Source organism: Sinorhizobium sp. NG07B, assembly GCF_002532005.1.
GTDB classification, from domain to species: domain Bacteria; phylum Pseudomonadota; class Alphaproteobacteria; order Rhizobiales; family Rhizobiaceae; genus Sinorhizobium; species Sinorhizobium fredii_C.
Map to the genome: position 1 here is coordinate 1 of NZ_NWTD01000012.1, position 13,453 is coordinate 13,453.

The 13,453-nt window shown below is 54.2% G+C and carries 14 protein-coding genes; all 14 read right to left on the reverse strand.

Going from position 1 to position 13,453, the window contains the following annotated elements:
• Positions 1 to 195 precede the first annotated feature (195 nt).
• Positions 196 to 1,200 (reverse strand): nucleotide kinase domain-containing protein, encoded by a 1,005-nt coding sequence (locus CO664_RS25410; RefSeq protein WP_158254896.1) that lies wholly within the window; start codon positions 1,198 to 1,200, stop codon positions 196 to 198.
• Between the two features lie 79 nt (positions 1,201 to 1,279).
• Positions 1,280 to 2,095, reverse strand: coding sequence for a deoxycytidine triphosphate deaminase (locus CO664_RS25415; protein ID WP_097540258.1), 816 nt, complete (start codon positions 2,093 to 2,095; stop codon positions 1,280 to 1,282).
• Positions 2,096 to 2,097: 2 nt separating this feature from the next.
• Positions 2,098 to 2,679, reverse strand: coding sequence for a hypothetical protein (locus CO664_RS25420; RefSeq protein ID WP_097540259.1), 582 nt, complete (start codon positions 2,677 to 2,679; stop codon positions 2,098 to 2,100).
• Positions 2,676 to 3,509, reverse strand: a complete 834-nt coding sequence (locus tag CO664_RS25425) for a hypothetical protein (protein WP_097540260.1) — start codon at positions 3,507 to 3,509, stop codon at positions 2,676 to 2,678. The genes CO664_RS25420 and CO664_RS25425 overlap by 4 nt, the downstream gene beginning before the upstream one ends.
• Positions 3,509 to 3,964 (reverse strand): C1 family peptidase, encoded by a 456-nt coding sequence (locus CO664_RS25430; protein ID WP_097540261.1) that lies wholly within the window; start codon positions 3,962 to 3,964, stop codon positions 3,509 to 3,511. The genes CO664_RS25425 and CO664_RS25430 overlap by 1 nt, the downstream gene beginning before the upstream one ends.
• 194 nt (positions 3,965 to 4,158) lie before the next feature.
• The gene (locus CO664_RS25435; protein WP_097540262.1) at positions 4,159 to 5,178 is read right to left on the reverse strand and encodes an ImmA/IrrE family metallo-endopeptidase; all 1,020 of its coding nucleotides are present in this window, start codon (positions 5,176 to 5,178) and stop codon (positions 4,159 to 4,161) included.
• Positions 5,171 to 5,527 (reverse strand): helix-turn-helix transcriptional regulator, encoded by a 357-nt coding sequence (locus CO664_RS25440; RefSeq protein ID WP_097540263.1) that lies wholly within the window; start codon positions 5,525 to 5,527, stop codon positions 5,171 to 5,173. The genes CO664_RS25435 and CO664_RS25440 overlap by 8 nt, the downstream gene beginning before the upstream one ends.
• 8 nt (positions 5,528 to 5,535) lie before the next feature.
• Positions 5,536 to 5,898, reverse strand: coding sequence for a hypothetical protein (locus CO664_RS25445; protein WP_097540264.1), 363 nt, complete (start codon positions 5,896 to 5,898; stop codon positions 5,536 to 5,538).
• 29 nt (positions 5,899 to 5,927) lie between these two features.
• Positions 5,928 to 6,350: a holo-ACP synthase gene (locus CO664_RS25450; protein WP_097540265.1), complete on the reverse strand. Its 423-nt coding sequence runs from the start codon at positions 6,348 to 6,350 to the stop codon at positions 5,928 to 5,930.
• 132 nt (positions 6,351 to 6,482) lie between these two features.
• A complete protein-coding gene (locus tag CO664_RS25455) occupies positions 6,483 to 7,370 on the reverse strand; it encodes a hypothetical protein (RefSeq protein WP_097540266.1) in 888 nt (295 codons plus the stop codon).
• Positions 7,367 to 9,232 (reverse strand): caspase family protein, encoded by a 1,866-nt coding sequence (locus CO664_RS25460; protein WP_097540267.1) that lies wholly within the window; start codon positions 9,230 to 9,232, stop codon positions 7,367 to 7,369. Before CO664_RS25460 ends, CO664_RS25455 begins: the two co-directional genes overlap by 4 nt.
• An 85-nt stretch (positions 9,233 to 9,317) precedes the next feature.
• A complete protein-coding gene (locus CO664_RS30400; protein ID WP_141471783.1) occupies positions 9,318 to 9,737 on the reverse strand; it encodes a hypothetical protein in 420 nt (139 codons plus the stop codon).
• 1,369 nt (positions 9,738 to 11,106) lie between these two features.
• On the reverse strand, positions 11,107 to 12,162 hold the full coding sequence (locus CO664_RS25465; RefSeq protein WP_176536672.1) for a type I restriction endonuclease: 1,056 nt from the start codon (positions 12,160 to 12,162) through the stop codon (positions 11,107 to 11,109).
• 422 nt (positions 12,163 to 12,584) lie between these two features.
• Entirely contained in the window at positions 12,585 to 13,346 is a 762-nt protein-coding gene (locus CO664_RS25475) for a DUF2726 domain-containing protein (protein WP_097540268.1), read from the reverse strand.
• Positions 13,347 to 13,453: the final 107 nt, after the last annotated feature.

Here is a 13,453-nt window from a genome sequence, read left to right on the forward strand (position 1 = left end):
CGAGGGCGTTGCAGCTCTTTAATTTGAACGCCCCCTAGCGAAATCGAAGCCACCGCGGCCTCGGCCGTATGGTTACGCCGCAGGCGGCGCGGCGGATCGTTTTCGGAGCTCGGCCTGCGCGAGATTACGGGCAGGGGGAGATTAGGGGTAATGCATGAAAGAGAGCCCAGCCGACTGACGGTAGAGCCTAAAAAGTCAGCCAGTCCAGGACAAAGACATCTGGCGATTCACGGCAGGGGCTGGGAACGTGGTAATATCTAGCTCAACTTGCCATCGTGGTGGAAAGAATGGCTGTTCTGTTGCCCTACTGCTTGGCCGGTATTGTTGCTTGATACGGGTTCGTCCTGAAACGCCCGCTACAGTTGGATGTGCGACGCGTGCGTATTTGGATATCTCGCAAAACAGATTTTGGCAGTCTATCGGCTGCAGAGGCCGATCTCCCAACCCTTTGAAATCCAGGCTCAATCGTGCAAAAGCTGCAGCTTGGCTTTCGGTTACCGCATAAATAATGTCTTCAGCGGATAGCCTGCCGGTATCGACGCAGCATTTTGCTATGCCGTCGAGCGCTCCTGGACCTGCTATGACAAAGTTGGATTCATCGAAGTCCAACATGGATGAATAGTTCAAATCAATCGCGTATTGGAAAGCGAGGAAGCGCCCGAGGCCAGGATATGGGACTAGCATCTCAAAGACGTCACGAAGTGTGGCGGCCTTAGCAATCTTCGCGGGCAACCCGTCTCCCATCATCAACCTGACCAGAGCGAGATGGTTTGCGTGTTTTCTCACAAAGCCCAACCTCGGTGCTGGCATGATGTATGCTGCAGAATAAATCGTGTGACCTGCCGACATCATTCTGTCCAGAGCGTCAGACATGCTCGAGAGAGAAGTGTGTGCCCAAGACAGAGGCCCGACTTCGCGTTCCAGGCGCTCCCACGTCTCGATTTTATTGAAGATCTTGAACATCAGCGTACGAAAGAAGATCTCTTCGACGTCTTGCGATCGGGCATCATCATATTGAACATGCCGGATGAGGTACTGACTCACGCGATCGGCCGCCCGATAAGCGTTGGTGAAGCGATATCGATCAATGATCGGGTCATCCGTCCATGGGCCGTAAGGGTCCTGTAGACGCTTGAAATAGACCTGCTGGCGCTCATGGGCAAAGCGCCAATACGTGTCAATGATCGGTGAAAATTCCATGCGATGTCCGCCCTAATATCGGTCCTTCCATAGACCGTTAAGACACTCCCTGGAAGGGAGAAACGGCGTAAACCAACAGCTATAGTGTTTTGCTTGAAGTGCCCGACCCTTGTGGAGTCGGCTCGGTCACTGGATCTGGCACAGTCGACCCGGCTTGTGACGCCGGTGGAACGTGTACCGAAAGAGGCGGATTGCTTACAGCATGGGCAGTCGGAGGGGCGGTTGGAGCTTTTTTGAATGACGTGACTAAGATTGTTATTCCAACCCCCAGAAGCAGGGTGCCTAGCCACCACATTATCGACTGCTGCTTTTCGACAGAGACCAATCGATCAGCGAGTTTCTTTTCGGTTTCGTTGATCTTGGTTTCTAGGCTCGAGAGTGATTGCACGCCTTCAGCGATATGCTTTACGAGCGCAGGCGGAATAACTTCGTATCCAGTTTTCTCGCCCATTTGCGTGTGATCACGGAGATCAGCGAACCAGATGTGGAAGCAATCCTCTCCACGAGAAAGGTGAACGGAACCTGGGCCAGCGTTGAAGACGGAGAAAATTAAACGTCCGCTAAACCCGGGGTCGACGTGAAATCCAGAGACGTTGACCAGGCCCTGGAATTTGTAACCAGCCCTTATTGAGATGAAGGCAAGTGCGTCCTGTGGTACCGAGACGCTCTCTTCGGTTATCAACAACGCAAACTGGCCGGCCGGGATCTGGAAGTGCTCTCCAGCCGCAAGAAGCTTTTTCGTCTTTAGTTTTGTATCACTGCCGACTCCTGTCGGAGAGACATAGATTTCAGCCCCGATCGTTAAACGATAGGTGGCCCTATCCAAGAGTTTAGGATCATAGGGTGCGATGAGATGCTGTAGCTGCCTTTTCAGTTCCTCGTTGCCCCAGAACATTCTTAGCCCCTGTTCACCAGAGATCGATGGAAGATTGATCGTTGCTCGATAAATCTGAGGCGCTTTCGATAGCTATCGACGATGTCGAGCTTCGTCGCGGCGGCATAACCCACGACGATCCTGAATAGTGATAGGTTGCTCTCTCGCATCATTGAATTGAACGGTGCCATCTCTAAATGGTCCCATGACTCGCATGCCTTTGAGAGCAATCCCGCCGCAATCGCATATGCCTTGATAAATCCATCTCGGCCCGGGGGGTGTGGGTAGGGCACGTCGGCCAGCCCAGATATTGTTGCCCAATCTTCAGACAGGGACTTGCCTAGATCCTGGTTGAGCGTATTCGCAGTAGCTAGCGTTATGATGAACGCATCCGTGAGCACCGTGGCGAAGCGGTCGTCGTCATCAGCTTCGAAAAAATAGCCAACGTATTTTCCGTTATGCAAGGCCATGTGTTTGACCCGTTCCGCCAATGGCAGAATCACCACATCCTTGTGGAAGCTTTCGTCATGGCGGAGCTGCTCGAGCTGCAGCTCATAGATGAAGCTTTCCGCAGAAAAACGCGCGCCGGTATCAAAGTTGGTCATGCAGTCTCCTCAACCGTGTAGAGCTCGCGACTTGCCGCAAGCAATTCTTTGATATCGCGCATGCTCCACTTCCCGGCTGCTGTGTCGAGCTTGGCATATGTGGAGTTTATCGTTAGGGGACCGATATTTAACCCGGCCTCGTGCGCAAGAAAATACTGCAGTCGAGCAAGCCCTAAAAGGTTCCCGAGCAGCCTCTGCACGTAATAATGCGATCGATAGGTAACATTCAACCTAACCTTCCCATGGTGGAGTTTGACGCTGAGATGCATCAAGCAAGGCAGGTGGCCATACATCGGGCGCCTATCGGCCGCACCATTGTATATAGCAATATCGTCACCGGTGGCTTCGGAGCCGCAAACATCTATTTCGGCACCATCCAGTGCGTGGCCGCAGCCTAGCTCGAAGGTAGCTTTGTAATCACCATGGTCCTGAATTTTCTTCAGCAGATCCTTCAACGGGTTGTAGATCGTTCCATCCCTATCCTTCTGACGTAAGATTCGCATGGCGTAGTTTCCCCACTGCCGATCTTTTCTCGCAGCGTGAATCTTAGCCATTCTCTCGGGATAGACCTCGAATACACCGTTCTTTCCGCCGCGGAGATAATCTTGCAGGGGGAAAATCGTTTCGGCCACGGTATCCACTGAGGCGCCGCCGTGTCTCACCAGAAAGCTGTCAACGCCAGCCAAGACCCTCGCATCGGGTTTAGACAGTGGGGAGGGGTCGGTGATGTGTAAGATAACGTCGAAGTCCTCATGGCCTGTTGTTTTGGCCAAATATTCGCATGCCCGCAGCCAGACTTCGGGAGTACTTTTCCCCTTGATTAGTTCCATTAGTTTCCTCCCATGGACAATATGGCCGTTTCGTACACCTGATCATCGAGATACGCCTTAGACACCCACGCATGGCCGTCCATACCCCAAGTCACACCCCAACTGTTTCGAATTAGGAGGTATCGATGCCCCGTTTGGTCAAGGCCGTGACCAACTGCAAGCACTGCATGGCCGCCGCGTTCGATATCTGTCGGCGATACTTCGATCTTCCCGAATTGGTCCGGAACTCGAAAGTTGTCGGTGATGATGATCCCTAAGACAACGACGAGGCCACCATCTAGCAGGTCGCAAATCTCTTCGAAGTCCAGCTTTCCGACCTTGGCGTCGGCGTGGAAGAGTTTACCCAGATCAGCCGGGGGCGCCCATGCCGGCGGATATAGTTGTGCCTTCTGAAAGGGCCATACCGCTTCCGTAGGCTGTCCATCTTTCATTACTGCGGAAGCGACCGCCTCCATGGTCGCGCCCCTATCAGGATTTGCCCCAGGCGAACGTGCCACTGACTGGAAATGGAGATACTCGACCGACAATGAGAAGGCGCCACCTCGAGCGTGCTCATGCGCAGTTGATGCTGCAAATGCCAGGCAGCAGTTGCGTCGTCCCTGCGTTGTAGGAGCAGGGAACTGTCCGCGTAAATCGACAACAGCGGCGATCAAAATCTAATCCCTCTCCGTCGCCGCTCCGCTCGCGACAGACCACTATCCTCTTTACCTTCGAGGGCCAGGGTCATTTGGAATTGGGAATCTTCATCTGCCTCTTCGCTGCCTGCTTGACGTTCTTGCAACCGGATGCGGGTCACGCCGGGCCCAAGAGGACGGGCGATAACTGTCCGCTGCGCAGGCGCACCGTAATGCAGCGGATCTCGAGAAAAGCTGGATTCATCGGCCAGCACTTCATATCCGGCACTCTTCAGTTCGCTGAAATCCCATTGGTATCCGCCGTCGACCATCTCATCGAGATCGAATCGGACGAGGTCATCGGGATTTCCATTGACACTCAAACCCGAATCCCTGCGGGTAAGGCGCCACACGTCAGCCCAAGAATTCCCCGGACGGAACGATTTACCGACAGCATTTTTAATGTGCGCAACCTTAGAGAGAGCCAATAGCCCAGCGTCTGCTCGGTTTATGATCTGATGGCCCGCCAGCCCCCAGCAAGTTGCAGAGTAACTTGCACCCATACGAAGCGACAGCTGGTATACGATGTCCGGGTTACGAAGATGGGAAGTGCCCCAACCTTGCGTTTTGGCATGGTGAATATAGAGCCACCGAGGCAGAAGAAACTCGGCTGCGAACGCCTCTGCCTGAATTTCTTGCAGATCGCCCTTATCCCAAGAAAACGGATCACGGGCCAAAATTTCCTGCTCTCTATCGATACTGCCGGTATGCTCCAAGATCACGTGTCCGAGCTCATGGGCTGCCGTAAAGCGCTGGATCTGTAAGCTCCGGAGGGTGGTCACCATGATCCCGCGCAATGGCGCTGGAAGACAGAAGCCGAGTGCCGAAGTCAGTGGTTTGAAGATCAACGCGATATCTAGTTCGGCAATCGCGTCGAAAATATCGACCTGGCCGCCAGATTCGATCACTCTTTGCTCGAGGTCAAGACCGCGGTGCACCCGTTTTGCGGCTGCCACTGCCTGTAACCGAGCAAGAGAAGCAGCTGCTCTAGCCATTGTCTCGATCTTTCACAGGCCTGGCTTGGAGAAATTGTGCAAATCGAAGCAGTTCGTCCTGATCTTCCGTCGATAATCCCTTTGCAGCGCGGGCCAGCGCAGTAACGCTATCAGGAACAGCTTCTTCTTGGGCATCACCTGACAAGTGTTCGATTGTCTGTCCGTAAAGTCGGGCGAAACTACTTAGTTCAACCGCATCGACTTTGCGCTTGCCATTCTCAATCTGCGAAAGCGCAGTCCTCGATATACCCACTGCTTGTGCTGCTTCCTCCTGCTTGAGTTCCACATATTCGCGTGCTTTTCTCAGCCGCTCGCCGATCTTCTGCCACCGCTCCTCTTCGTTCGCCATTGGATCACCTACGCTGCAGCCCTCACGAGCGGCTTTTTGACTTTGATTTCTTTTGTAAAGACCCGCTTCAACATCGGTACAAGATGATCCGTCATCTCCTCAAAGCTTTCGTAACCGCCCGGCTTGATGATTTCCGGGGGAAGCTCGATGCCCAAAACCTCTTCGGTAATAACGGTAGCGTCGACGACGCGCTTCGAGTCGATTGCAGGCCTCGCAGATACGATTGATCCTCCTGTCCCGCTCGGTGCTGACGTGGCAATTATATCGTCGATCGAAGTTGTCTCAGCATCGAACCAATCACGTAGTCGATTGAGTAATTCTGGTAACTTGACATCAAACTGCTTGGCAAGATCACTAACGGTCGCATCCATGGCACACCTTCATGTTCGAAAATCCAACATTATGATGACAATCGTGTGGGAAAAGTCAACTCCCTATCGTTTTGCGGGATCTGAAATGCAACTGCAATCGCACCGCAGACATTGTCTCGGCAGAAAACGTCAAGTATCACGCGCCCCCTGTGCCCACTTTCGGTAATAGCGTTCAGTCGATGGAGCGCAGCTCCAGATAATGCGACTGTATTCGGCAGAACGATCTCAATGTTGTGCCAATGGACGCCATCCGTCATGCCCGTTCCGAGGGCTTTTGAGCAAGCCTCTTTTGCGGCGAAGAGCTTTGCGACATAAAGGGCGTCGTTCCACGATGGAGCCCTTTCAAGCTCGACTGGAACGAGGATCTTGGTCACCCAGCGCTGCCCGAGACCAGCAAGTGAACGCCGGATTCTCTCAGCGTTCACAAGGTCGCTTCCAAGGCCAATGATCATCGAATGTCAAAGCCTTCTATCGTGTAGGTATAGGGTGAGTTTCTGCACGAGAGGCGCAGCAATCGGACGTGCAGCCACGTTCTTTAAAAGACCCTTTCCGGCTAGTCGATCCACGCTAGATGCCAAGTCACATCAGTTCGTGGTCACGGCATCATGGATTGCTTGTGCGATCTTCGGACTTCGCAGATAGGCGTGAATGTCATGGCGATCACCCGAATTATCGACGACGTCTATCTCATCGTCGACACCTTCAAAGCCGATCGACTTTTTGTTGATGGGCTTGCCTAGGGTGACAAAGTCATTCTCATTTCGTCCGTTAAGCCATCGTGCCATTGGCGGGTTTGGAAAAAGTCCCCGCTTTGGCAACATAGGCTTGAACATATCGACACTGAGCGGAGACCCCAAGGTCACAAATAGCGGAATGTCGCGGGTCATCATCGAGTCGCTCGCGAGCAACCTGTACCCGACTACAGAGCCCAGCGAGTGACCAATAATAACCATCGGATCTGGCTTGTCATAGAATACCTGCTTAGCAACCGTGTCCGCAATCTTTTCAGCAAGAACTGAATCGCCAATGTAAATCGCGGCTTGTCTCAGGAAATGCTTGGCAACGTATTTTCCTTTTGTCGGAAGAACGTGTTCAAGAGCTCTTGCAAATGCAATTACCCACCCCTCGTGGGGGATCCCCTGTGCTACGGCCTCTTGCGGTAAACCTTCTTCGACTGCCGCCTCTCTCAGTTCATGCTCTGAAACTCCCGCCATCTCCGCGTATGACCTTAGGAATTCGATAGCTAAGCAAGAGTTAGCCTCGACAGGTAAGCCCATCTCAACGGCGGGCGGCCTGTTGCCACTCGCTTGAGCTAGAATATCTGCGTAGTAGGCCGCTTCAATGGAAAGTTGGGATGGTGTAGTCAATCCCAATCGCTGCCAGCCGTCTTCCAACGCTCCGAACCAGCTGTTTCGGATCTGCTCAACCGTCAGACTCTCGTTATTGATGCCGTGGATGAATATCAGTCTCATGAGAAAATCTCTCCAAATGCGTTGGCAATTTCCGAGCTGACGCGTTTGCCCACGAAAGTAGAAATGGATGACGATCCAAGCCGATCGATATTCTTCCAGCAAATCTTGTGAAACGGGTGAGAGCTGGCGCGTAAATACGGCCACCCGGCACGCAAAATCGGAGAAACGCCACCGACGCGACCTTCTGCAGCCCTAGTCCGATTCAGCGTAAACCTCGGGGCCCCGTCCTCCAGATTTTCTGCCTGAGGAACTGATGGTACGTGCGTGCGGAAACCGCCATTGTCATCGATAAGCGGCAGACGAGCTAGCATTGCAATGTCGAACGGGATGGGCTGCCCATGATCGGCATAGTAGTAAGCTACACGGCGAATATTATCTATGTCACCCGCGGAGTTGTAGAGGTATCCTGCGATTACACCCATCATTGGATCCAGATGCTTTGCAAAACGAATTTGGCCAGCCAGCCTTTTAGCATCGACTGCCCTCAGATTGCCCTTTGCTAAAGCGTCGAGCGCCTTCGCCGAGTTTAGTAATTGCGGTCGGTCTTCGTCTCCGTAGACGGAAATCCAGCTCAAAAGCTCAACTTGGAGCCCGTCTCGGGCCGGACTTGTTACCGCAATCGCGTGCATATTGCGGTAAAATGGCAATAGGCAGATCGCGCGATAGTTGAGCCGCGCACAAATAGTGCGCTCTGTTTTGTCACGGACGGTGAAAGCAGAAGCATTAATGCCCAGATCGCGACCGAATTCGCGTAAGCGGCGCGATCTGTCGTCTTCAAACATCAAACGGGCACGGTCACTTCCAAGAACAACGAAGGACTCGTCGTATACTCCGTCGTCGCGCAACAACGCGCCAACCCGCTGCACGAGAGGCGCACGCCAGTCCGACAATGATGTTTCAAGGCGAAACGACTGGCGTCTCATGCGACTGTGCTCTGCAGCTTGAAAGCTCTTCGCGACAAAGTCCTGTATTGCCGGGAGGTCGTTTCGGTCGGGAGGAGGTAGCGGCATTGTATCGTCGTCGGCCTGGCCGGGTTGTTCCGACAATCTTTCGCCGACATCAGGGTCCGGCGGCGCACCATACAGCGGTGCGAACTCTTCATAGATGTGCTCGAAAGGTCGAAACCCGGCATCACACTGAGCGGCTTGAGCTCGATCAACTGCGAGCGCCTTGACGGGAACATTTTCTTCTAGGTAATCGGAGAGGCTTTGACTCGTTACAGCTTGCCGATTCAGTTGTAGCAGCGCACGATCAAGGTTCGTGCCATCTGGCTTTGTGAGCGCTTTGAGCAGAACAGAAGTGAAAACGAGATATGCGGGCCCACCTTCTGCAGAAGGTACAGCGTATGAGTTTGCGCCATCACGGCACGAGTAGAATATATCTTTCTGAGGATTGCGATAATTGCCGGCCAAGGTGTCAAAAACGCCGTTCCCAGCCCCATGCAGAGGTGCAGCTTGTCGGCAGGCATCACTGATTAAAGCAATTTGACGAGGATCGTAGGACGCCAGGATATCTCGTAAAGCGTTTGCGCTAATTCGTTCGGCCGATTGATCCGGTCCTTTGGAGAGAATCCAATACTGGTCCGGCCAAGCTGTGATCCCATGACCGCAAAAATAAACGACTATGCGAGGCCGCTCCAACAAGAGCGATGGATCTGCGTCTCCATCATCATCTTCCGGCGTGATAATTTCCCGAAGGCGTCTGATCGTCACCGGTTCGTTTGCGTCGTCGATCGAAAGGACATCGTATCGCTTCTCCGCCCATTGGCACATCGCTCGGTTTGCTTCGAGCACTCCGGGGAGCTGGGCCATCTGCCTAGGTTTGTGGACTGCAATACCGATAAACAGTGGCTTTCGCGCCATTACTTCTCCCCGATTACACCGCGCGTGTGGGTCAATTCGGCATTTGCCGAGACTTTTGACCATCCTATTGGCTTCATTTCAACTTCTAAGTGATTCGCCGAAATGTCGGATTATGCAACTTCATTCGCAAGCGGAGTTTTGGTGGAGGCGTATGCCATAGCATCGCCGAGGGGGTACTTGAGGGACGGCGCTTATCTTTCCCCTCGCTGAAGAGATAAACGCCGCGCGCGGGCATTTGCTTGGGCAAATTTCCGGCGGACACCGGAGGCATCGCGATCAGCGCCTCAAACTTTGGATGGAGCGCTTCTGAGTACGATTTAAATTCCGGATGCACTGAACTTCTCCCGTGGCAAATTATCAACTTCCAGATAATCAAAAGATGGTGCCGTTCATCGCGTAAGCCCCAGTTTTGTCCCTGCTCACCTTCAAGCGTGGGCGCAGATATCATCTGCCAGCCGACGAAATCGATTGAGGGGATGCCCGGCAGACGGCGGGCTTGCGTCAAGGCCCGCCTAAAGCGCGGCTTTGACCGTGCTTCCGGCATGGAGGCTTAGAAACATCGACGGGACATTCTGCCCGTCAACGCGAACAGGAGAGAGAGGGCAAGCCGTTCTGCCTAAACTAGTCTGGTGGGCGGCTAAAGTTCGGTAGCCACGGCACTCTGCAGGAAACATCGTACTGCCCATATCCGCATTTATTGCCGTCTCTTACGTTGATTCTCGTCACATGAGCCCGCGAAGCAAGGTACCTGTCCCGGCAAATTAGCTCAGCCCAATTTTGAATGTTGGTTCCGCAGGACGCGCGCACGGACTCGCGTGGGCACCCTGCGTCTTTTTCGCCGTCACAGGCCCGAAATGAACCAACGGGCACGCCGATCCAAAGCACGATACCAATTCCGCACACCGCGAGCAGTCTGTAGAACCACACTCGGATCGTTCGGCCCTCGATTTTCCTTAGGCGCTCGGCGTAGAGGTGAATGGCGCATGCAACAATAAAGGCGGCAAAGGCGTACAAATTATCGACCGACGAAATGGCTTCCAACATATCGATCACCCCTTGAAGCGTGCGGGATATTTTCCGTAATAGAGATTATCGAAATCTAATATGCATCGATTAACACTCCTCAAAAAATGACGGGCGCCCGAAGACGCGTGGCTTGATAATCCAGAACACACCCGTGAACCACCCCCTGCAACGAGCCCAATGCAGGGCTTGTTCCGAGCATGTTCACGTTCTGGGCCAAGAAGATCGCATAATGTATCGACTCTGGAACGGGCGGTCTTGAAGACCCCCGCTCGCTTCTTCCATAGCGAAGGGCGACTATGGTGTCATCTGGATCTAGCCATTCTTTGCAGGGCAACTCGATTAAGAATGCAGAGCCCCAAAACGCCCGAGCATGTCCTCCGTTCTCGGGCATTTGCGGGTCTGCAGTTCGAATCCGTTCAAGGCGAGATGTTTAAAGTGCCGGATACGGCGCCTGATGGGGTTCTGTCGGGCAGTGTCGCGCGACTAAATCCCTTTCAGAGGCCAGAACGCGCCCAGAAGCGGACTGATCAGCCGTAGGCGCTCGCGACCCATCGAGCACCAACCGATACGATGTAAAGTATGACCGGACTTCGTCTGGACATTGGCTTTTCAGAGGAAGGAAGCGAGCAAGTCCCTAAGCCAGCGAGGTTTTGCAGAATTCACGTAGTGCACGGCGTCCCCCAGAAGTGAAAGAACGATAGGGCTTCGACCGTAGGCTTAATTCTTCGACTAAAATAAACCTGACGCAAACCGCGCTTCACTCACAGAAAAAACAACTCAGGGGAACACTTGAGGACAACGTCAGCGGCCCGAATCCGGTAATGTTGTTATGTTGTCCCTGGTGGGTGTTATTCGCCCGCGTACTTCTTCGCAGTCGCCCTTAAACGATCGCTGTGATCGTAGATTTGATCGAGAGAGTCGACGATGAGCCGCTCTTCCGCTTCACCATCGAAAAGGCCGATGTACTTGACTGAACGGTTGAAATGCAACCGCGCCAACGGCTTCCGATTGTTGTTGTCGATCAAGATGCCGCAGTAGGATTTCTGATCGCGGATGACCACGCGGTTGGGTGCGATCGTGTCACGGACGATCGCCTTCACGATCATGTAGCCTTCACGCTCCTCTTCGGTCGTGACGACTTCAGGCTCTTCCTCCACCGGCTCGTCGATCTTCTCGATTACTTCTTCGGTGTCCGCAAGAGCGCTGGAAAGGCGGTTCTTGACCGAGTCCATTATCACGTCGCGAAATGCTGTCCGTACGACCCCCGTCAGCATTTCTTTCACCTGGGCAGTAATTCTGCCCTCGTAGACGGTCCCCGCGACAAGCCGAACGAAGTCCTCGGAAGGTTCTTCGATAAGCTTGGAGATCACCTGTTTGACACCGGAGGTGTACTTCAGGCGCTCGGCGGTCGCGAGGATGGCCGATACGTCGAAAGACGCCTTCTCGAACTTCCGCAGTTCGGTGACAATTCCCGAATTGAAATCGGTAACGTCAAACACGAAGAAGGGCCGCGTATCGAGCTTGTTGGGAGCCTCAAGGTCTGTATAGAAGTTGAACGTCCGGCCGTTGGTGAGAATGGCGAACTTGGCGTTCGTCACACTGAAGTAGCGATACAACTGGTCCAGATGCTTCTTTTCCAGCGTCACCGAAATCGGTTTGCACTCAATCAGGATCCGGATCTCGCCATCAATCTTGATCGCGTAGTCGACCTTTTCACCCTTTTTTCCCACGGCGTCAGCCGTGAACTCAGGGATAACCTCGGTAGGATCGAACACCTCGTAACCGAGCGACCGGAGAAAAGGCAGGACTACGGCAGTTTTGACCGCCTCTTCCGTTGCCATGGTACTGGAATGCGATTTCACGCGTTCGGATATCGCGCGCAGGCTCTCTTCAATCGTAGACATCAGACCCCCAACAGATTCTTCAAGTTAAAGTTGCTGATAGAGGTCTCGGCGTCAAGGGCGGGCTTCCGGTTCTCTCATGCCCTGTGTCTTGCTAGATGACGAATGGCTGGCGCGGTCCGGTCCATTCATCGGTTTCCATCTGGAGCGCGAGATCAGCGTCGGCCATGCGTCGTACACTTGATGCGGCGACAAACTGCACTCGCAAAGCGAGCTTAACCACCTGCAGTCGCTTCAATCCGGCGGGCTTGTATCGGCTTTCAACGTAAGGCGGCAGTGCGTCAACGATGGTCTGGACGCGCTGGTCATCGCGGTGCGCTCGCGTTTCCGCCATACGGCGGGCAGGGCTGAATGTGCGGGCGGCCGTGCCTGTTTCGGCGCGGGTAGGCCGGTGATGCACAGAATCAGTCGACGGAGGCAGAGCGCTAATTGACATTCGGCTTGTCCACCAACTTCTCGATCAACTGCCGAAGCTCTGCCGGCGTCGTGTGGCCAGCCACAACCTCGTAGTAGCCGATCCCAGCGCGTCGTAGCGCCTCTTTCTTGACGGCATCGCGCGCGGCTGCGTCACCCTGGTAATGCGCCCCGCCCTGGTATTCGATAGCGTGCCGAGGTTGGCAGTTACCGTCCACCAGCAGCAGGTCTACCCTCTTCGAGTTGATGCAACGGTGCGCGAGCGGATCCTCGCTATGGATGATTTCCCCCAACGAGACTTGTGCCATCACCTGCCAAGTCGGATTGCGGCTAATCACGATGCGGTCAAGCTCTTTGAAAACGCGCGCTTCACTCTTGTTGAGGAGCGGTTGAATGACGTAGTTCGCGCCCATTACGATCCGTAATTGTTCGGGCGCATCGAATCCTTTCGGCCCCTGTGGGACAGGCGTCGGAAGCCGGGGCCCGGCGACCAACTTCGGGCCGCTGCGTTTTCCCTGCCAGCGTGATCGACTCCTTGGCCGCGCCTGGACATCGGCTATATCCGGGTGACGGATGACCGCCTCCTGGCTCCGCATGTTGGACAGGAGCTGCTCAATGGCCATGCCGACGATAACGCCGACAAACAGGGCGGCGATCAGCAGCTCGGGCGCCTCGACATCACCCACCGTCATGCCGCCGGCAGCAGCTACCGCGACCACCCCGATAACCAGTCCAGGTGCAGCGAAAAGCACCGACTTCTGGCGATACTGCATACCCCTCTCCGCCATTTTCGCGCGAAGATCGTAAACGCGGGGGCGTGTTTGCGAAAAGCTACACAAAGTAGTTAATCCGGCGCCTGCAGTCCGTCTGGGTCAGAACG